Origin of the sequence: Amycolatopsis sp. NBC_00345, assembly GCF_036116635.1 — a bacterium.
GTDB lineage: Bacteria > Actinomycetota > Actinomycetes > Mycobacteriales > Pseudonocardiaceae > Amycolatopsis.
The window spans coordinates 546292-565577 of record NZ_CP107995.1 but is presented as its reverse complement, the minus strand read 5'-3'; the positions used below and the strand labels follow the sequence as shown (position 1 = coordinate 565577).

Below are 19286 nucleotides of genomic sequence, written 5' to 3'. Positions count from 1 at the left end.
TGCGAGGTGTTCCAGCGGGCGTATCCCCCGGTCGGGGCGGGGTAGGGGCCCGTGCTGGGATAGGCACCGTGCAGAGCGTGTGGCCACCATCACCGGGCGGGAGCGGGGGAAACCCGCCGGTGTCCGACGACGGCCTGGAGCGGGTCTACGGGTATCCCGAGCCGCTCGCGGGGCCGTTCGTCCAGGTCAACTTCGTCGCGTCCGCCGACGGGGCCGCGGCCGTGGACGAGCTTTCGCGCGGCCTCTCGCACCCGGCCGACCGGCGTGTGTTCCTGCTCGCGCGCGACCTCGCCGACGTGATCCTGGTCGGCGCCGGCACCGCGCGCGCCGAGGACTACCGCGGCGCCCGGTCGAACCCCGCGCGGGCCGCCCGCCGCGCGCGCCTCGGGCTGGCCGTGACGCCGCCGATCGCCGTCGTCACGCGCTCGGCCGCGCTCGACCCCGCGAGCCGGCTGTTCACCGACACCTCCGTACCCCCGCTCGTGATCACCACCACGAAGGCCGACACCGCGGCGCTCGCCGAGGCCGGCGCCAGTGTCATCGCGGCCGGCGAGGACGACGTCGACCTGCCGCGCGCGCTCGCGATGCTGGCCGAACGCGGGCTGCGGCGCGTCGACTGCGAAGGCGGGCCCGCGCTGTTCGCCGCGCTCGCCGCCGCGGACCTGGTGGACCAGCTGTGCCTCACCGTCTCGCCGCTGCTGGCCGGTGGCGGCGCCGGCCGGATCGCGGCGGGCCAGGCCGTCTCGCCGCCGCGACGGCTGGACCTCGCGTCGATCCTCGTCGAGGACGGCTTCACGTTGCTGCGCTACCGGCGGGGCAGCGGCTGATGCCGCGGGGGGAGGAGGACGGCGACGCCACGCTCGTCGACCGCGCCGCGGCGGGTGACCACACGGCGTTCGACACGCTGGTGCGGCGGCACACGCCGATGATGTACCGGGTGGCGCTGCGCATCACCGGCGGTTCGGCCGAGGCCGAGGACGTCGTCCAGGAGGCGTGGCTCTCGGCCTGGCGGGCGCTGCCGACGTTCCGGCACGAGTCCTCGGTGTCGACCTGGCTTTACCGGGTGGTCACCAACGGCGCGCTCGCGCTGCTGCGCCGTCGCCGCCCCACCGTGTCGCTCGACGAGGTGCACCCCGGCCCCGAGGGCCGCGGGCGCTCCACTTTGGACGGTGCGCTCGTCGCCCAGGCGACGCCCGAGCGGCAGGTGGTGCGCGCGGAGCAGGTGGACGCCGTGCTGCGCGCGATCGCGCGGCTCGACGTGTCCCAGCGCGTCCCGCTGGTGCTGCGCGAGCTGGAAGGACTGAGCTACGAGGAGGTGGCCGAAGTGCTCGAGGTCAGCATCCCCGCCTTGCGCTCGCGGCTCCACCGCGCCAGGGTGGCGCTGCTCGGCCAGTTGAGGGAGCGACGATGACGGACCAGGGCGCCGGCCCGGCGGATCCCGAGCGGGACCCGCGCTGGGAGCTGGTGCGTGCCGCCGCGAGAACCCGGGTGCCGACGCCGCCCGGGCTCGTCGAACGGGTGCTGCGCTCGGTGGGCGGGGTACGCGGCCGCCGGGGCGCGCCGCCGCTCCCGCTGCCGTCCGAGGGCGGCTCGCTGTCGGTCTCGGAGACCGTGGTGGTCCAGCTCGCGCGGGCCGCCGCCGCCGAGGTGGCCGAGGCCACGGATGGCGTGCACGTTTCGGCCGTCGCCCTCGACGACGGTGAGCTGCAGGTGCTCGCGACCGTCCGCTTCGGCGTGGCCGCCGACGAAGCCGCCGAGCTGCTGCGGCGCCGCGTCACCGAGGAGCTGCAGCGTCAGCTGGGCTCCCCGCCGCCCACGGTGAACGTGCACGTGGTCGACGTCCACCCGGACTGAGTTCCCCCGTTCGGGTGACCCGCCGTGAGGATCCGGCCGGTTGGGACATCGTAGGAGTGGGAAAACTTTCATGGCCGGGACTCCGGCCCGCGGCAGGACTAGAGGGAGAGAACTTCATGGTGCAGCCGAGCCCGAACCGGCCCGACATCCCGGGCACGGTCACGCCGACCCCGCTGAACGAGACGGGCACGGCGGGCCGCACCACGATCTCGTCGCTGGTGGTGCAGAAGGTCTCCGGGCTCGCCGCGCGCGAGGTCGCCGGCGTGCACGCGCTGGGCAGCGGCGTCTCCCGCGCGTTCGGCGCGCTGCGCGAGCGGATCCCGGGCTCCGGCACCACCTCCACCTCGGGCGTCTCCGTGGAGGTCGGCGAGAAGCAGACGGCGATCGACCTCGACCTGGTCGTGGAGTACGGCGCGCGCATCGTCGACGTGGCCCGCGCGGTGCGGCGCAACGTGATCACGGCCGTCGAGGAGATCACCGCGCTCGAGGTGATCGAGGTGAACATCGCGGTCAACGACATCCACCTGCCCGGCGAGGACGACGACGAGCCGGAATCCTCCCGCGTCGAGTAACCGGAAGTCCACTGTCTCAAATGGACAGAGTGGGCACCCAGAAGTCTTCGCACCCCAGGAGGAAACGTTGAACGGAACGCAGACCGGCCTGCTCGCCGGGCTCATTCTCGGCCTCGCCGCGACCCAGGGCTTCACCGCCTTCCTGGTCACCCTCGCGGTCGGCATCATCGGACTGGTCGTCGGGCGCGTCCTCGACGGCGAGCTGGACCTCGGCGACGTGTTCGGCGGCAAGGGCCGGGACAAGTGACCGGGCACCTCGCCGAGGTCGACCTGCCCCGCGGCGAACTCGCCGAGCCCGAGGAGCGCGGCACGCTCAGCATCGCCCACGCCGTGGTGCGCAAGGTCGCGCAGCACGCTGCGGACCAGGTGCCCGGCACGGTGCAGGCCGAGCGCCGCGTCGCCGGGCTCACCACCGGCCGCTCGGGCGCGGGCGTGAAGGTGGGCGGCCAGGACAACGACGTCGACCTCGCGCTGGACCTGGCGCTGCGCTACCCCGGCCCGGTGCGGTCGGTGACCGGTGACGTGCGCTCCAAGGTGACCGAGGAGGTCGAGCGGATCACCGCGTACCACGTGCGCTCGGTCGCGGTGACGGTCTCGGCGCTGCTGCCCGACGCCCGTCCACGGGTGCAGTGATGCGGGTTCTCGTCCGGCTGCTGTCCACTGTGCTCGCCCTGGTGCTCGCCGCCTGCGGGGCGCTGCTCGCGCTGGAAGTCGGCTGGCACTGGTGGAAGCCGCAGAGCGCGCCGCTGCTCGTGCCGTGGCCGCGCTGGCGGGAGGACCTGGCCGGGCTCGACTGGACCGCGGCGCCCGTGCGCCTCACCGCGGCGGTTGTGCTCGTCGCCGGTCTGCTGTTCGTGTTCTTCTCCCTCGGCGCGGGCAGCCGGGCCGTGCGGCTGACCGACCCGGCCGACGGGATCTCCGTGAGCACGTCGCCGCGCTCGCTGGCCCGGATGGTCGGCCTCGCCGTGCGCGCGCAGGACAACGTCAGCGGCGCGAGCGTGACGGCCAGCGCCCGCCGCGTCCGCGTGCGCGCCTCCAGCCGTCTGGAGGACGAGGCCCAGCTCCGGCCGCGTCTGCTCGAGACCGTCAGCGGTGTGCTGGACGACGTCCCGCTGGTGCGCCGGCCGAAGGTGACCGTGGTCGTCGACTCGCCGAAGGACCGCCGATGAACAAGCCCCCGGTTCAGACCACGCGCGAGGTGAGCGCATGAGCAGTTCCCCCGCCCGCCGTGCCCTGGGCCGCTCATACGGAGCGGAGCGCGCGCTGACGCTCGTGGCCGGACTGGTCGCGGCGCTCGCGGGCGCCGCCGCGCTCGCGGTCGGGCTGGGCTGGCTCGGCCGTTTCCGCGGGCACCGTCCGCTGCTCGACCCGATGGCCGTCGACTGGCTCGGCGACCACGCCCGGTACGCGCGGATCGGCGCGCTGGTGCTCGGCGTCCTGCTGCTGGTGCTGGGCCTGTGGTGGTTCTTCCGCTCGCTGCGCCCGGAGCCGCGGCCCGACCTGCTGCTCGACGAGACGCCCGGCGCGGAGCTGACCGTCACCTCCGCCGCGATCGCCAACGCGGTGCAGGCCGACGCCGAGGACATCACCGGCGTCACCCGGGCGCGGGCCCGCGCCGTCGGCACCAAGGCCGAGCCGGCCCTGCGCGTGACGCTGTGGCTGAGCGAGGGCACCGACGTCCGCCGCGTCTGGTCCGATCTCGACACGTACGTGCTCACGCGGGCCCGGGAGTCGCTCGGGCTCGACGTGCTGCCCACCGCCGTCCGGCTCGAACTCGACACGGCGGGCCCGGCACGCGTGCGCTGACGCCGTTCTGTGCGCAGAATGCCCGCATGGCCCTCCCCGTGCAGGCACCGATCAAGCCCATGCTCGCGAAGCCGGCGAAGGCGATCCCGGACTCGGGTGGGCTGCTGTTCGAGCCCAAGTGGGACGGCTTCCGCTGCCTCGTCTTCCGCGACGGCGACGAGCTGACCCTGCAGTCGCGCGCGGAGAAGCCGCTCAACCGGTACTTCCCCGAGGTCGTCGAGCGGCTGCTGGAAACGCTGCATGAGCAGGTCGTGCTCGACGGCGAGCTGGTGGTCGCCCGCGACGGCAAGCTCGACTTCGACGCCCTCACCGAGCGCATCCACCCGGCCGACAGCCGCGTACAGCTGCTCGCCAAGGAATCACCCGCCGAGTTCGTCGCGTTCGACGTGCTGGCGCTGGGTGACGAGTCCTTCGTGGACGAACCGACCTCCGCCCGCCGCGCGCGCCTGGAGCAGCTGGCCGGCGACGGCTTCCACCTCACCCCGGCGACCACGGACCCAGGCACCGCGCGGCACTGGTTCGAGCTGTTCGAGGGCGCCGGGCTCGACGGCGTGATCGGGAAGCCGCTCGACGAGCCGTACACCCCGGGCAAGCGGGTCCTGTTCAAGTACAAGCACTCGCGCACCGCCGACTGCGTGCTGGCCGGGCTGCGCTGGCACGTCGACGGCGAGCCGGGCGAGGCCGTCGGGTCGTTCCTGCTCGGGCTGTACGACGGCGACGGGCTGCTGCACCACGTCGGCGTGGTCGGGTCGTTCCCGGCCGCGCGGCGGCGCGAGCTGGCGACCGAGCTGGCCCCGCTGGTCACCGACGGCGAGGGGCACCCCTGGCTCGGCGACGCCGTGCGCGAGGGCCAGCGGGTCCCCGGCGGGATCACGCGCTGGCGGGCGAAGGAGCAGCCGTGGGTGCCGCTGCGGCTGGAGCGGGTCGTCGAGGTCTCCTACGAGCACACCGAGGGCGGGGACCCTTCGCGGTTCCGGCACACCGCGCAGTTCGCCCGCTGGCGCCCGGACCGCGAGCCGTCGTCGTGCGGCTACGCCCAGCTGGAGGAACCCGCGCGCTACGACCTGTCCGCGGTGTTCCGCGGCGAGGTCGTGCGGACCCGCTGAAACCGGCTCGTGAGTGTTTGTGCCGGTTCTAACCGTCATCGCCACTCACGAGCCCGGACCCGCTAACTTCCGCCCCACACCCGGCGTGCCAAGCTCGACGGGAGTTCGCCCGAGTAGACGTGAGGACCAAGCCTGTGCGCCGCCGTTCCGCCCGCCGTCCCCGTCTGCGTGCCCGGCTGGCGGTCGTGGCGCTGGGGGCGCTGACCCTCGCGGGCTGCACCACCGGCCCGTCGGTGCGCCCGGCCGTGGTGGAGAACGACGGCAAGGCCACCAAGCCCGCGGCGCCGACCTCGGCCCCGGTGCCGCTGCCGCCGTTGTCGGAGCCGCAGTCGCCGACCCTGCGCTGGACCGACTGCGACGACGACACGCGCGAGCGGATCGGCCAGCCGGGCGTGCCGGCGTCACTGCACTTCAGCTGCGCGCGGATGAACTCACCACTCGACGCGCCCGACGACACCCAGCACCTGCTGGCGCGGATCCTGGTGCTGAAGGCGGGCACCGGCCCGATCCCGCTGGTGGTGGTCAACGACGTCGGCGGCGACCCCGGCTCGGTGTACGCCGCGCGGCTCGCGGCGCAGCTGCCCCCCGCGTTCCTGCAGAAGTTCACGCTGATCGGCATGGACCGCCGCGGCACCGGCCTGTCCGGCGGCGTGCAGTGCGTGCCGCCGGAGGCGCGGGACGCGCTGCTGGGCGCGGACCCCGCGCAGGGCGGCCTCGGCGACGTGCTGGACGCCGCGCGCCGGGCCGGCCAGCAGTGCGCGATCGACCTGGACACGGCGGAGACGGCGCTGGACAGCTGGCGCGCTGCGGGCGACCTCGACCAGCTGCGCCGCCAGCTGGGCCTGGACAAGCTGAGCGCACTCGGCCGCGGCGACGGGTCGAAGGTGCTGTCGGAGTACGCGGTGCGCTTCCCCGGCCAGGTCGGCCGCATGGTGCTCGACGGTTTGCCCGACCCGGGTGAGGACCGCGCGGCCGTGCTGGACGCCGTCGCCGCAGGCGCGCAGGGAACCCTGGACGCGTTCGGCGCGGACTGTGCCGCACGCGGCTGTTCGATGGGCGACCCGAAGGCCGCGCTGACAGCCGTGACCGATCGTCTCCGCACCGCACCGGCGAGCACGCCCGACGGCGTGGTCCTGAGCCCCGGCATCGCGATGTACGGCGTCTACCTGGGCCTGGCGGACCGCTCCCGCTGGCCCGCCTTGGCGGACGCGATCGCCGCGGCCCGCACCGGCGACGTCACCGCCCTGGAGTCCTTCGCCGACCCCATGCTGGTCGACGAGCAGGGCAGCCCGTCCCGCATCGGCGGCACCATCGCCACCCGCTGCAACGACTCCGCCACCCGCCTGCCCGCCGACCAGATCGACAAGGCAGCACAAGGAATGCGCGCGAAGTACCCCCAGTTCGGCGCTCTGGTCGCCCAGGAACTCGCCTGGTGCGGCGCCTGGCCCGTCCGCCGCGAGCCCCTCCCGGCCGCCGGCGCCCCGGGCGCCCCGCCGATCCTGGTCGCCGCCACCACCACCGACCCGGTCACCCCCGGCCAGGGCACCACCCGCGCCGCGGACCAGATGCCCAGCGCCGTAACCATCTCCTGGCAAGGCACCGGCCACGGCGCCGTGGGCCTGAGCCCCTGCGTCACCGCCGCCGCACAAGCGTTCTTGATCGACGGCAAGGTCCCCACTGACGGGACGCTCTGCCCGGCTTAGCACCACCTCGGTGCGGCGAACGACGCTTTCGCCGCGCCTGCCCCCACTTCAGGAGGGCGCCCGCGCCGGCAAGCCGTCCGCGGCGAGCCGGGTTCGCACGTCGCTGGGCACCCGCACGCCGTGAGTCCGCAGATTGGCGATGAAACGCGCGGCGAGCGGGTCCGGCGCGGCAGCCGTCACCGCCACCAGCTGCCTGAACCAGCGTGGCGAGAAGGATCGGACCGCACCCGGGAAGCCGGCGGTGACCGCGCTCACCGGGGATACCGCGACCCCGAGGCCGGCGGCCGCGAGCTGCGGTGCCGCAGTCGTCACCGACGTCGCCATCACGGGGTCGGGGCGGACTCCGGCACTGGTGAGCGACCGATCGAGCCATTCGCTGAGGCCGTTCTCCGGTGCGAAGTGGACCAGCGGAGCCCCGTCGAGATCGAGTATCCGCACGGTCGGCAGCCGAGCCAGGCGATGGCCGTTCGGTGCCGTCAGCACGACCTCCTCGTCAGCGACGACAGTGGTCGTGAAGCGGTCAGGCACGGAATCGGGCATCAACACCAGGTCGAACTCGCCGGAGTCGATGCCGCCGAGGAGTTCGTCCGCCACCGTGGATTCCCGGAGGGTGACCGCCACCTCCGGGTAGCGGCGGTGCCACTGGCGGATGACCGGGGCGAGCAGCGGCACGGTGAGGCTCTGCGCACAAGCCAGCCGCAGCGCTCCGCCGGCCGCTTCACCGACCGCGCGCGCCGACCGCACGGCGGATGCGGCCGCCTCGACCGCCCGCCTGGCATCCGCGACGGCGGCTCGCCCCGCAGGAGTGAGCTTGACGCCCCGGGGCTCGCGGCGAACCAGGATCGTCCGCGTCTCACGTTCCAGCACGGCGAGCTGATGAGAGACGGCGGGCTGCGACGAATGCAGCAGCCGCGCGGCCCCCGTGATCGATCCGCAGTCGGCGACCGCGACAAGACACTCCAACGCTCGTAGCGAAGCCATCCACAAATTTTATCGCAAGCCGTCGAATCATCGATGTAGTTGAGGGAAGTTATGGGGGCGATCCGTTGCTGGTTCCGACATGGCACATGAGCAAAGGGAGAGTCACATGGCACGCGCGTTCGTGACGGGCGGTTCGGGGTTCATCGGCCGGGCATTGGTGCGCCGGCTGCTGGCCGAGGGAAACTCGGTTCGAGTACTGGTCCGCAGCGAGGCGTCGGCTGAAATCGTGGCCGCACTGGGTGCCGAGCCCGTGCGGGGCGAGTTGACCGACCCGGCCACCTGGCGGGACGAGGTGACCGGCAGCGACGTGGTGTTCCACCTCGCGGCCGAGACGGACATCACCGCCGACCGCGCGCGGCACGAACTCGTGACGGTCGACGGTACCCAGGCAGCCGTGGACGCCGCCCGCCACGCGAAGGTTCCCCGGTTCGTCCACTGCGGAAGCGAAGCCGCGCTCCTGGCCGGCTCGCCGCTGGTGGACGCCGACGAGACCGCACCACTGCGGCCGGACTCGGAAGCCGCCTACTGCGCGGTAAAGGCCGAGGCGGAGCAGATCGTGCTCGAGGCGAACGCGCCGGGCTTCGCCACGGTGTCGATCCGCCCGAGGTTCGTGTGGGGCCCCGACAGCATCCTCACCGACGGCCTGGTGGCGGCGGCCAAGGCGGGCCAGTTCGCTTGGATCGACGGCGGACGGCACACGACCGACGTCACGTACGTCGGCAACGCCGTCGAGGGCCTCATGCTCGGCTGGCGACGCGGCCGGCCAGGCCAGGCCTACTTCGTCACCGACCGGCAGCGCGTCGTCCTCCGCGAGTTCATGGAGACCCTGTTCGAGATCCATGGCGTCGATCCGCCGGTCGCCGAGACCACCGCCGGCGAGGTCCCCGCGCCCGCTCGATGGTTCCTCGGGCAGCCGTGTCTCCTGCGGACGGACAAGGCCGTGGCCGAACTCGGTTACGAGCCCGTCGTTTCGCAGGCCGCCGGTCTGGCCGCGGTCCGCGACCGGGTGGCTTTGCGCACCGCATGAAGTCTTCTCCGGCGGCCCGGACGCCGCCTACATCACCGGCACGACCCTGAACGTCGACGGCGGTTATAACGCCTGACCCCGGTCCGGTCCAGGGACCGCGCGACCCCGCGGTGCGACGCCGTCCCTGGGCCGGTCCCGGGGACGGCGCCCCCGGACGCCGTGCGGCAAGCAGACCTTCCCGCGGGCCTGGCCTCGCCACGGCCGGCAGCCGGGCAGGACATCGGCAGGCGACCAGACCCACTCACGACACGGCACCGCGACACGGCATCAGCCCCGGTGTCGGGTCGCGGGGGCTACTGCCGATACCCCTCAACCTCCCCCACCGACCGCACCTGCGCCCCCTCGGGGTCCTCATCGAACTCCACCCGGGCCCGCCGCTGCCGCAGCAGATCCCAGCACTGGTCCAGCTCCTGCTCCACCCCGCTCAACCGCTCCCGGTCCTCCCCGGAAAGCCCAACCCCCACCGACCGCGACCGCAGCTCGTGCTCTTCAGCGATGAGCTCGTCGATCCGCCCCATGATCCCGCCGTCCGCCATAGTTCCTCCTCGAGCCCGGCCCGCCGAACCTCAGGGCCTCGTTCCTGGAGGTCAAGACGCTACCGCCCGCCCGGGAATTCCCGCCGCTTCTCGTCCGTTGGAGGTCTTATGAGCACAGTTGAGCTGACCACCGCCAACTTCGACCAGACCGTGTCCGACCACGAGTTCGTCCTGATCGACTTCTGGGCGAGCTGGTGCGGCCCGTGCCGCCAGTTCGCGCCGGTTTACGAGACGGCGTCGGAGAAACACGAGGACATCGTGTTCACGAAGGTCGACACCGAGGCCGAGCAGCAGCTCGCCGCCGCGTTCGACATCCGGTCGATCCCGACGCTCGCGGTGATCCGCGACAAGACGCTGATCTACGCCCAGCCGGGCGCGCTGCCCGCGGCGGCGCTGGAGGACATCATCCGCCAGGCGCGCGCGGTCGACATGGACGAGGTCAAGAAGGCCGCGGCCGAGCAAGAGGCGCAGGCCGGGCCGGCCTGACCCACGTACTGACCGGGGACGCGAGAAGGCCCCCTCACCCGTCGGGGAAGCGGGTGAGCGGGCCTTCTCTGCTGTCTGGAAACTCCAGTCCGGAAACCCTGGCCGGGCCTCAGGACCGGGTGGCGAGCCCGCGCAGGAAGAACACCAGGTTCGCCGGGCGCTCGGCCAGCCGCCGCATGAAGTAGCCGTACCACTCGTCGCCGCACGGCACGTACACGCGCATGATGGAGCCTTCGGCGGCGATCCGCTTCTGCTCCTCCGGCCGGATGCCGTAGAGCATCTGGAACTCGTGGTCGGACGCCGTGCGCCCGGCCTCGGCCGCCAGCTTCGACGCGATGGCGATCATCCGCGGGTCGTGCGAGGCCACCATCGGGTAGCCCTTGCCGGCCATCAGCACCTGCAGGCAGCGCACGTACGACTTGTCCACCTCGGCCTTGTCCTGGAACGCCGCCGACTCCGGTTCGGCGTACGCGCCCTTGCACAGCCGCACCCGCGAGCCCGGGCCGGACAGCTCGCGGCAGTCCTGCTCGGTGCGCTTGAGGTAGGCCTGCAGCACCGCGCCCACCCACGGGTACTCGCCGCGCAGCTCACGCAGGATGCCGAGCGTCGAGTCCGTGGTGGTGTGGTCCTCCATGTCGAGCGTCACGGTCGCGCCGACGGCCTCGGCCGCGGCACAGATCTTCCGCGCGTTCTCCAGCGCGACGCCCTCACCGTCGGCCGGCAGGAACTGCCCGACGGCCGACAGCTTCACCGAGACGTCCGCGCCCTGGGCCAGGCCCTGTTCCGCGAGCGCCGACAGCAGCGCCTCGTAGGCCCGGACGGTGGTGGCCGCCTGGGTGGCGTCCGTGGTGTCCTCGCCGAGGTGGTCGATGGTGATCGACCGGCCGTCGGCGGCCAGCTCCCGCGCGACGCGCACGGCGTCGGCGGTCGCGGACCCGGACACGAACCGGCGCACCACGGACCGCGTGGCGGGCACGGCTTCGATCATCGCGCGCATCCGGCGGGACCGGGCGGCGGCGAGCAGCGGGGCACGCAGCATGACGGCTCCCCTCTCAGCCCTGGTGCGGGTGACGCACGACGGTCGCCGGCACGAAGGTCTCCTTGATCGAGCGCGGGCTCGTCCAGCGGAGCAGGTTGAAGATCGAGCCGGCCTTGTCGTTGGTGCCCGACGCGCGGGCCCCGCCGAACGGCTGCTGGCCCACGACGGCACCGGTCGGCTTGTCGTTGACGTAGAAGTTGCCGGCGCTGAACCGCAACGCCTCCGACGCCTTCGCCACGGCCGCGCGGTCGTTCGCGATCACCGCGCCGGTGAGGGCGTACGCGGCGGTCTCGTCGATCACCTTGAGCATCGAGTCGAAGTCGGCGTCCTCGTAGACGTGCACCGAAAGAATCGGACCGAAGTACTCAGTGCTGAAGATCTCGTGCTTCGGGTTGGACGAAACCAGGACCGTCGGCTGCACGAAGTAGCCCACGCTGTCGTCGGCGGTGCCACCGGCGAGGATCTCGACCTCGGAGTCGCCCTTCACGCGCTCGAACAGCGACGCGTGCTTGTCGAACGCGCGCCGGTCGATCACCGCGCCGCCGAAGTGGCTCAGGTCGGAGACATCGCCGTAGGACAGCGCCTCGGTCTCGGCGACCAGGCCGTCCTTCAGCTGCTCCCACACGCTGCGCGGGATGTACGCGCGCGAAGCGGCGGAGCACTTCTGGCCCTGGTACTCGAAAGCGCCACGGACGAGCGCGGTACGCAGCACGTCGATGTCGGCCGACGGGTGCGCCAGCACGAAGTCCTTGCCGCCGGTCTCGCCGACCAGCCGCGGGTAGCTGCGGTAGCCGGCGATGTTCCCGCCGACCGTGCCCCACAGGTGCTGGAACGTCGCGGTGGAGCCGGTGAAGTGGATGCCCGCGAGGTCGCGGTGCGTCAGCGCGACCTCGGAGACGGCCTTGCCGTCACCCGGCAGCAGGTTGATCACGCCCGGCGGCATACCGGCCTCTTCGAGCAGCCGCATGGTCAGGTGCGCGGCGAAGCTCTGCGTCGGCGACGGCTTCCACAGCACCGTGTTGCCCATCAGCGCGGGCGCGGTGGGCAGGTTGCCGGCGATCGCGGTGAAGTTGAACGGCGTGATCGCGTAGACGAAGCCCTCGAGCGGGCGGTGCTCCATGCGGTTCCACACGCCGGGCGAGCTGATCGGCTGCTCGGCCAGGATGCGGCGGCCGAACTCGACGTTGAAGCGCCAGAAGTCGGCCAGCTCGCAGGCGGAGTCGATCTCGGCCTGGGTGGCGGTCTTCGACTGGCCGAGCATGGTGGCCGCGTTCAGCGTGGCGCGCCACGGGCCGGTCAGCAGGTCGGCGGCGCGCAGCAGGATCGCGGCGCGGTCGTCGAACGACAGCGCGCGCCACTCCGGCGCGGCCTTGCCCGCCGCGGCGACGGCGTCGGCGGCGTCCTGCTTCGTGGCGCTCTGGATGGTGCCCAGTACGTGGCCGTGGTTGTGCGGCTGGACGACGTCGATCTTCTCGCCGCCGCCGGCGCGCTGCTCGCCGCCGACCGTCACGGTCAGGTCGACCGGCCCCGCCTGGCCCAGTTTCTTCAGCGCACCCTCGAGTTCAGCGCGCTCGGCGCTGCCCGGCGCGTAGGTCAGCACCGTCTCGTTCTTCGGGGCGGGGGTCTGGGTTACGGCGTCCACGGCGGCTCCCTATGTTCTCGGCACCTGCGGGTCAGTTGCCCCGAACCGTATCCCCGGAAACCGCCGGCGGGTTTGTCCGGAAGGCTAGAATCACTGGGGTGAGGTTGTCCGATCAGTCAAAGGGGTGCCGGTGACGTCGGTGGTTCCCGAGGTGGTGGCCGGGACGTCGCTGCGGCATGTGCTCGCGACGCTCGGTGAACCACTCGTCCGGGTGCTCGTGGCGCCGCTCGGGCTGGCCGTGCCGGTGGAGGACGTGGTGATCCTCGACCCGGAGGACCCGCCCGAGGCCCACCCCGGCGACCTGGTGCTGGTGATCGGCGCGCGCGGCCGGGCGGCGGCCGCGGCGATCCGGGCGGCCGGGCGCGGCGGCGCGGCCGCGGTGGCGGTGAAGGGCGAGGGCGGCACGGAGATCGCGGCCGACGCGGGCGTCGCGCTGCTCACCGTCGGCGCCGAGGCGCGCTGGGAGCAGGTGGAAGCCCTGGCCCGCGGGGTGGTCGACGCGGCCCGCGCTGGCGGCGAGGCGCAGACCGGCGAGGTACTGGGCGACCTGTTCTCGCTGGCCCAGACCGTCGCGACGCTCACCGGCGGGCTCGTCAGCATCGAGGACACCGCCAGCCGCGTGCTCGCCTACTCGCGGTCCTCCGACGAGGTCGACGAGCTGCGCCGGCTGTCGATCCTCGGCCGCGAAGGCCCCGAGCGGTACCTGGCGATGCTGCGTGAGTGGGGCGTCTACCAGCGGTTACGGGCGGGCGAGGGGATCGTGCGCATCGACGAGCGGCCCGAGCTGGGCATCCGGCGGCGCATCGCGGCCGGCATCCACGCCGGTTCGCAGCCGCTCGGCACGATCTGGGTGCAGGAGGGCGCGACGCCGCTGACCGAGCAGGCCGAGGTCGCGCTGCTCGGCGCGAGCCGCTCGCTGGCGCCGCAGCTGATCCGCGCGCGGACGCTGCCCAGCCCCGAGCTGCGCCTGCGCGAGGACCTGCTGGCCGGGCTGCTCGACGGCCGCGTCGACGCGGAGTCGGTGGCCGACGAGATCGGCGCGGACCCGGCCCGCCCGGCGCAGGTGCTGGCGTTCGCGCTGTCGTCGCCGGGCGCCGTGGCATCCGACCGGCAGCTGCGCCGCGCCGAGCTGGTGCACCTGATCGCGGTGCACACCGCGGCGTACCGGCGAACCGCGCTGGTCAGTGTGCTCGGCGGGCGCGTCTACGCGCTGCTGCCGGACCTGCCCGAGCACTCGGACGCGGCCGTGCTGGCGCTGGCCAGGGAGATCGTCGCGACGGCGCGGCGGCACCTCGACGTGCCGGTGCGCGCGGCACTGGGCGGGGTGGTGCCCCGGCTGTCCGACGCGGCGGACTCCCGCGGCGACGCGGACCGCGTGCTGGCGACGATGGCCCGCGGGCGCTGGCCGGAGCCGGTCGCCTCGCTGGCCGACGTGCGCGCCGACGTGCTGCTGTCGGAGGTCCTCGCCTACCTCGCGGACCAGCCGCGCATCCGCGACCCGCGGCTGGCCGGGCTGGTCGCGCACGACGCCGAGCACGGCGGCATCCTGGTCCCCGCCGTGCTGGCCTACCTGGACGCGTTCGGCGACGTCCGCGCGGCGGCGCGCGCGCTGAACATCCACCCGAACACCGTCCGGTACCGCGTCCGCCGGGCCGGCGAGGTCTCCGGCATCAACCTGGCCGACCCCGCCCAGCGGCTGCTCACCGAACTCCAGCTGCGGCTTCGGGAAAACGCGTAGCGGGGGCCCGCGCAAGCTCGATACGGTCCGGCGGTGGATCTTTTCCCCCGCGCCTGGGGCGCGCTGCAGGAGGCCGTCCACGCGCTCGACGGCGGACAGTGGGTCGCGCCCTCGGGCTGCACCGGCTGGCTCGTCCAGGACCTGGTGTTCCACCTGGTCATCGACGCGCAGGACATCCTGATCACGCTCGCCTCGACCACCGAGGCGCCCGCGACCCGCGACGCGGTGACGTACTGGCGGCCGGCGGAGCCGCCGACGGGAACCGACCCGGAAGCGGCGTTCGTCCGCCGGAGCGCGGCCGCCTACACCGGCCCGGCCGGGCTGACCCACCACTTCGACGACCTCGCCGTCGCCGCCGGGCGCGCCGCGGCCGCCGCGGACCCGGCCGCCCGCGTCGAGACCTGCGACGAGGTGTTCACGGTCGCGGACTACCTGTCGGTCTACGTGGTCGAAGCCACGCTGCACCACCTCGACCTGGTCCGGCATCTGTCCGGAGTGGACGGACCGCCGCCGGAGACCACGGCGGCGACCCGGTCGATGGTGGAAAAGGTCACGGGCCAAGCTTTTCCGGCCGGCGTGGCGGACCGCGAGGCTCTGCTCGTGGCCACCGGCCGCGTCCCCGTCCCCGCCGCGTGGGGTGACTTCACCCCGGTGGTGCTCGGATGATCATCTGGCTCAACGGCACCTTCGGCGCCGACAAGACCACCACGTCGGCCGAGCTGGCGAACCGGCTGGGCGCCCGCGTCTTCGACGCCGAGTACGTCGGCTACCTGCTGCGGATCCCGTTTCCCGAGCCGGTCGGCGACTTCCAGGACCTCCGGTTGTGGCGGCCGCTCGTCGTCGAGACCGCCGCCCGCATCCACGAGCACACCGGCGGCCCGCTCGTGATCCCGCAGACGATCCTCGTGGAGGCCTACGCCCGCGAGATCTTCGACGGCCTCGCCGCGCGCGGCCTGCCCGTCGCCCATTTCGTGCTGCACGCCGAGCCGGCGGAACTGCGCCGCCGCATCGAGACCGACGAGGGGGACCCGGGCGCGCGGCAGTGGCGCCTCGACCACCTCGACACTTACGCCGAGGCCCTGCCCTGGCTTCGTCGCGCGGGCACGATCGTGGACACCGATGCCCGGATGCCCGCGGACGTCGCCCAGGAGATCGCGGCCGCCGTCTGACCACGAAAAGCGTTACCGCCCAAGGGTTTCACGCCGCCGGAACGGCGAGCCCGGCCACCTGCGCGAGCGCGGCGAACGAGTCGACCCGGGCGGACTGGTCGTAGGTGCTCGTGCTCACCAGGACCTCGTCGGCGCCGACAGTTTCAACGAGCGCGCCGAGGCGGTCGGCCACCTCGTCCGGGGTGCCGCCGATCTGGCCGGCGAGCACCTCGTCGAGGCGGGCGCTTTCGCGGTCGGTCATCGGCAGGGCGAGGACTTCGCCCGGGGGCGAAAGCGGCGGGAAGACGCCGTGGCTGCGCGAGTAGACCGTGGCCCACGCTTCCGGCACGAGCAGCCGGCGCGCGGCCGCCGTGGAATCGGCGACGGCGACCGCTGTCGACACGACGACATACGGCTCCGCGGCCTGGTCCGAGGGCCGGAACTCGTCGCGGTACCGCGCGACGGCGTCGAGCAGGACCCGCTCGCCGCGGACCGGCGCGATGACCAGCGGCAGCCCCAGCTCCGCGGCGAGCGCGGCGCCGGAACCGGTGGCCAGCAGGAACGCGGGCACCCGGCGGCCCTCGGCCGGGATCGCGTGCACCCCGGGGTAGTCCGCCTGGTCGCCGCGGAAGAAGGCGAGCAGCTCGCGCACCTGGTCCCCGAAGTCGTCGGCCGCCTCCTTGCCCTGCCCGAGCGCGCGGCGGACGCCGTCGGTGAAGCCGACCGAGCGGCCCAGCCCGAGGTCGATCCGGCCGGGGAACAGGGAGTCGAGCACCCCGAACTGCTCCGCCACGACCAGCGGCCGGTGGTTGGGCAGCATCACTCCCCCGGTGCCCACGCGGATCCGCCCGGTCGCCGACGCGACGGCCGCGGCCAGCACCGTCGGCGCCGACCCGGCGACCCCGGGCACGCCGTGGTGCTCCGAAACCCAGAACCGGTGGTACCCCAGCGCCTCGATGTCCCCCGCGAACGCGACGGTGTCGCGCAGCGCCTGCCCGTTCCCCCGCCCACGTCGGACGGGCGAGCGGTCGAGAACGGAGATCCGGTACGTCACGTTGGGGTCAACACCGTTGCGGGGGCTCGGATTCCCGCGCAAGGGCTCGTGAGTGGCTATGACGGTTAGAACCGTCATGAACACTCACGAGCAGTCAGGGGCGCCAGCGTTCGCTGTAGTCCGGGTGGTCGGCGTACGGCAGGGCGAGCAGGCGCAGCGTGAGACACCAGTTCGACCCGGCCTCGTCGGCGGGGACGTGACAGGTCTCGCACCAGTATTCGCTGCCGTAGAGCGGAAAACCGGGCACCTTCTCGGACACCGTGGTCCGGTGGGCGAGCATGATGCGGCGGGTCGCCTCGACCTCGTTGATCATCTGGTTGACCACGTCGATCTCGATGTCGCCCAGCGCGCGCACGCGTTGCTCGACCGCCACCTTCGCCTCACCGCGATTGAGCGGCTCGCCGTCCTTCGCCTTCCGCACGGCCTGCATGATCATCGCCTGGCGCTGGCCCACCCGCGCGGCGAGGAACGCGATCAGGTCGTCCACGAAAGGCCTCCCTCCTCCAGCCTGCCCCCAGGGCACTCCGGTCCGAGGTCGCGGGGCGACCTCACCCCGTTACAGCCCGGACCGGCCCCGTCCTCCCCGGGGCCCGCAGAACAGTACCCGCGCCATTCGTTGACCAGCAGGAACGTTATGCAGACGTGAAGGTGTGATTCCGTACCACCGGCCGAGTTGATCACCCAGGGTGACCACAGCCGGCGTCCGGGCCGTCACTCCGGGTCGGAACGGGCCTTGCTCGGCTGCACACGCTTGGGCTCGCCGGGCATCTTCGGGTAGTCCGGCGGGTACGGCAGCTCCGCGCCGCCGAGGTCGCGGTCGTCGCGTTCGTACCACTCCAGCAGCGTTTCGAGGCCGAACGCCGTTTCGTCCATCGGCGCGTGGAGGTCGCCGTGCTCGGCGTAGAAGCCGGGGACGGTGAGGACGTCGAAGTCGTCCGGATGGACGTCGTCCAGCATCGCCCAGGTCAGCGGCGTCGAGACGGTGGCGCGGGGCGTGCCGCGGACCGACCAGGTGGAGGCGACGGTGCGGTCGCGGGCCGCCTGGTTGTAGTCGAGGAAGACGCGGCCGCCGCGCTCCTCCTTCCACCACGAGACGGTCGCCCGCTCCGGGGCCCGCCGCTCGACCTCGCGGCCGAGCGCGATCACGGCGTGGCGCACCGCGATGAAGTCCCACTCCGGCCGGATCCGCACGAGCACGTGCACCCCGCGGCCGCCGGAAGTCTTGGGGTAGCCGGTGAGCCCGGCGTCCGCCAGCACCTCGCGCACGACCCGGGCGACCGCCACGGCGTCGTCGAACCCCGCCGAGTCCGGCGGGTCGACGTCCACGCGCAGTTCGTCCGGATGGTCCACATCGGACCGCCGGACCGGCCACGGGTGGAAGTCGAACGTGCCGAGGTTCGCCGCCCAGGCGAACACCGCGGCCTCGGTGGGGCAGACCTCGTCGGCCGTGCGGCCGGACGGGAAGGCGATCCGCGCCGTCTCGAGCCAGTCGGGCGCCCCCTTCGGCACGCGCTTGGCGTAGAACCACTCGCCCTCGACGCCGTCGACATAGCGCTTCAGCGTGGTGGGCCGCTCGCCGATCGCGCGCAGCAACGGCTCCGCCACGGCGAGGTAGTACTCGACCACCTGACGCTTGGTGATGCCGCGCTGCGGGAAGTAGACCTTGTCGGGACTCGACACTCGGACGGAGCGCGGTCCCACCTGGTACTCGACCGGATCGCCGTTCTTGGGCATGCGCACACCGTAGCCGGAACAGCGGCGGGCGCCCGGCCTTCGCGAACCGGCGGTGCCCTACCGTGGAAGGGTGTCCGGCCGAACCAAGCTGATCCTCGCGCTCGCCGTGCTCGCCCTCTTCGCGGCGGCCGCGGTGTTCCTGCCGATCCCCGGTCCGGCCGACCTCCGGCGCTGGTCCACGGCGACCGGCCCGGCGACGCCGCTGCTCCTGCTGCTGGCGTACTCCCTGCTCACCGTGGCACCGATTCCGCGCACTGTGTTCAATCTCGCCGCCGGGCTGCTCGTCGGCACGGTGGCCGGGATCGCCATCGGCCTGGTGGCGACGACGATCGCCGCCGGGCTGTCCTTCGGCCTGGCCCGGATGCTGGGCCGGGACCTGGTCACGCGGCACCTGCACCGAGCGCCGGTCCGCCTGGTCAACGAGCGGCTCTCCGGCGGCGGCGTGCTGGCGATCACCTCGCTGCGGCTGATCCCCGTGGTCCCCTTCGCACCGCTGAGCTACCTGTGCGGCGTCTCGTCCGTCCGGCTGGTCCCGTACCTGGTGGGGACGGCTTTGGGCAGCGTCCCGGGCACGGTCGCGGTGGTCATCCTCGGCGACGCGCTCACCGGCGACACGCCGCCCGCGCTCCTGGTCTGTTACGGCGTCTTCGCGGCCGCCGGCGCCATCGGCCTGGTCAGGGTGCTGAAGAAGCGCGCGCCGGCGCCCGAGGCGGAAGAGACCGCGGCGCCGGCACCGGCTGGCTGACGGCGGCCCCGCCCGCTCGACCGCTACACTCGTTTGGGTGCGCGAGGGCCATCCGCGCTGCGCAGGACCACGATCACCGGGATTTCGTCAGGAGCGGTCGCCATCGACACCGGTC

At 73.2% G+C, this 19286-nt stretch carries 23 protein-coding genes; 16 read left to right on the top strand and 7 right to left on the bottom strand.

Annotated features, from left to right (window positions below):
- The first annotated feature begins 68 nt into the window (after positions 1–68).
- From OG943_RS02680 to OG943_RS02635, 10 genes are all read left to right on the top strand, one after another.
- Entirely contained in the window at positions 69–827 is a 759-nt protein-coding gene (locus OG943_RS02680) for a pyrimidine reductase family protein (RefSeq protein WP_442874682.1), read from the top strand.
- Entirely contained in the window at positions 827–1411 is a 585-nt protein-coding gene (locus OG943_RS02675) for an RNA polymerase sigma factor (protein WP_328608053.1), read from the top strand. Before OG943_RS02680 ends, OG943_RS02675 begins: the two co-directional genes overlap by 1 nt.
- The gene (locus tag OG943_RS02670) at positions 1408–1854 is read left to right on the top strand and encodes a hypothetical protein (RefSeq protein WP_328608052.1); all 447 of its coding nucleotides are present in this window, start codon (positions 1408–1410) and stop codon (positions 1852–1854) included. The genes OG943_RS02675 and OG943_RS02670 overlap by 4 nt, the downstream gene beginning before the upstream one ends.
- A 116-nt stretch (positions 1855–1970) precedes the next feature.
- Complete coding sequence (locus OG943_RS02665; RefSeq protein WP_328608051.1) at positions 1971–2426, top strand: Asp23/Gls24 family envelope stress response protein; 456 nt, start codon at positions 1971–1973, stop codon at positions 2424–2426.
- A gap of 67 nt (positions 2427–2493) precedes the next feature.
- Positions 2494–2673: a hypothetical protein gene (locus OG943_RS02660; protein ID WP_328608050.1), complete on the top strand. Its 180-nt coding sequence runs from the start codon at positions 2494–2496 to the stop codon at positions 2671–2673.
- A complete protein-coding gene (locus tag OG943_RS02655) occupies positions 2670–3059 on the top strand; it encodes an Asp23/Gls24 family envelope stress response protein (protein ID WP_328608049.1) in 390 nt (129 codons plus the stop codon). The genes OG943_RS02660 and OG943_RS02655 overlap by 4 nt, the downstream gene beginning before the upstream one ends.
- On the top strand, positions 3059–3595 hold the full coding sequence (locus OG943_RS02650; protein WP_328608048.1) for a DUF6286 domain-containing protein: 537 nt from the start codon (positions 3059–3061) through the stop codon (positions 3593–3595). The genes OG943_RS02655 and OG943_RS02650 overlap by 1 nt, the downstream gene beginning before the upstream one ends.
- 37 nt (positions 3596–3632) lie before the next feature.
- Positions 3633–4232 (top strand): alkaline shock response membrane anchor protein AmaP, encoded by a 600-nt coding sequence (locus OG943_RS02645; protein ID WP_328608047.1) that lies wholly within the window; start codon positions 3633–3635, stop codon positions 4230–4232.
- A 26-nt stretch (positions 4233–4258) separates the two neighbouring features.
- A complete protein-coding gene (locus OG943_RS02640) occupies positions 4259–5338 on the top strand; it encodes an ATP-dependent DNA ligase (RefSeq protein ID WP_328608046.1) in 1080 nt (359 codons plus the stop codon).
- A 134-nt stretch (positions 5339–5472) separates the two neighbouring features.
- Entirely contained in the window at positions 5473–7041 is a 1569-nt protein-coding gene (locus OG943_RS02635) for an alpha/beta hydrolase (protein ID WP_328608045.1), read from the top strand.
- 48 nt (positions 7042–7089) lie between these two features.
- Here the strand turns inward: OG943_RS02635 and OG943_RS02630 are convergent, their stop codons facing one another.
- Complete coding sequence (locus OG943_RS02630) at positions 7090–8022, bottom strand: LysR family transcriptional regulator (RefSeq protein WP_328608044.1); 933 nt, start codon at positions 8020–8022, stop codon at positions 7090–7092.
- A 106-nt stretch (positions 8023–8128) separates the two neighbouring features.
- Here OG943_RS02630 and OG943_RS02625 point away from each other — a divergent pair, with 106 nt between their 5' ends.
- On the top strand, positions 8129–9049 hold the full coding sequence (locus OG943_RS02625) for an NAD-dependent epimerase/dehydratase family protein (RefSeq protein WP_328608043.1): 921 nt from the start codon (positions 8129–8131) through the stop codon (positions 9047–9049).
- A gap of 293 nt (positions 9050–9342) precedes the next feature.
- Here the strand turns inward: OG943_RS02625 and OG943_RS02620 are convergent, their stop codons facing one another.
- Positions 9343–9585: a DUF2630 family protein gene (locus OG943_RS02620; RefSeq protein WP_328608042.1), complete on the bottom strand. Its 243-nt coding sequence runs from the start codon at positions 9583–9585 to the stop codon at positions 9343–9345.
- A gap of 108 nt (positions 9586–9693) precedes the next feature.
- On the opposite strand from OG943_RS02620, the gene trxA reads away from it, so the two are divergent.
- Positions 9694–10071: a thioredoxin gene (trxA, locus tag OG943_RS02615; RefSeq protein WP_328608041.1), complete on the top strand. Its 378-nt coding sequence runs from the start codon at positions 9694–9696 to the stop codon at positions 10069–10071.
- A 109-nt stretch (positions 10072–10180) separates the two neighbouring features.
- On the opposite strand, the gene OG943_RS02610 is transcribed toward trxA, so the two are convergent.
- Both OG943_RS02610 and pruA read right to left on the bottom strand, forming a co-directional pair.
- Positions 10181–11110, bottom strand: a complete 930-nt coding sequence (locus tag OG943_RS02610; protein WP_328608040.1) for a proline dehydrogenase family protein — start codon at positions 11108–11110, stop codon at positions 10181–10183.
- A gap of 13 nt (positions 11111–11123) precedes the next feature.
- Entirely contained in the window at positions 11124–12752 is a 1629-nt protein-coding gene (gene pruA / locus OG943_RS02605; RefSeq protein WP_328608039.1) for an L-glutamate gamma-semialdehyde dehydrogenase, read from the bottom strand.
- A gap of 124 nt (positions 12753–12876) precedes the next feature.
- Here pruA and OG943_RS02600 point away from each other — a divergent pair, with 124 nt between their 5' ends.
- Genes OG943_RS02600 through OG943_RS02590 form a run of 3 tightly spaced genes read left to right on the top strand, consistent with a single transcriptional unit; the run spans position 12877 to position 15659 of the window.
- Positions 12877–14490 (top strand): PucR family transcriptional regulator, encoded by a 1614-nt coding sequence (locus OG943_RS02600; RefSeq protein ID WP_442874681.1) that lies wholly within the window; start codon positions 12877–12879, stop codon positions 14488–14490.
- Between the two features lie 33 nt (positions 14491–14523).
- A complete protein-coding gene (locus OG943_RS02595) occupies positions 14524–15156 on the top strand; it encodes a maleylpyruvate isomerase N-terminal domain-containing protein (RefSeq protein WP_328608037.1) in 633 nt (210 codons plus the stop codon).
- On the top strand, positions 15153–15659 hold the full coding sequence (locus OG943_RS02590) for an AAA family ATPase (protein WP_328608036.1): 507 nt from the start codon (positions 15153–15155) through the stop codon (positions 15657–15659). The genes OG943_RS02595 and OG943_RS02590 overlap by 4 nt, the downstream gene beginning before the upstream one ends.
- 28 nt (positions 15660–15687) lie before the next feature.
- Here OG943_RS02590 and OG943_RS02585 read toward each other — a convergent pair whose 3' ends face one another.
- The 3 genes from OG943_RS02585 to OG943_RS02575 all read right to left on the bottom strand — a co-directional run bounded on the left by OG943_RS02585 (position 15688) and on the right by OG943_RS02575 (position 18426).
- Entirely contained in the window at positions 15688–16692 is a 1005-nt protein-coding gene (locus OG943_RS02585; RefSeq protein WP_328608035.1) for an LLM class flavin-dependent oxidoreductase, read from the bottom strand.
- Positions 16693–16786: 94 nt separating this feature from the next.
- Positions 16787–17179, bottom strand: coding sequence for a DUF6221 family protein (locus OG943_RS02580; RefSeq protein WP_328608034.1), 393 nt, complete (start codon positions 17177–17179; stop codon positions 16787–16789).
- Positions 17180–17403: 224 nt separating this feature from the next.
- Positions 17404–18426: a DNA polymerase domain-containing protein gene (locus OG943_RS02575; RefSeq protein WP_328608033.1), complete on the bottom strand. Its 1023-nt coding sequence runs from the start codon at positions 18424–18426 to the stop codon at positions 17404–17406.
- Positions 18427–18496: 70 nt separating this feature from the next.
- On the opposite strand from OG943_RS02575, the gene OG943_RS02570 reads away from it, so the two are divergent.
- On the top strand, positions 18497–19171 hold the full coding sequence (locus OG943_RS02570; protein WP_328608032.1) for a TVP38/TMEM64 family protein: 675 nt from the start codon (positions 18497–18499) through the stop codon (positions 19169–19171).
- Positions 19172–19286 lie beyond the last annotated feature (115 nt).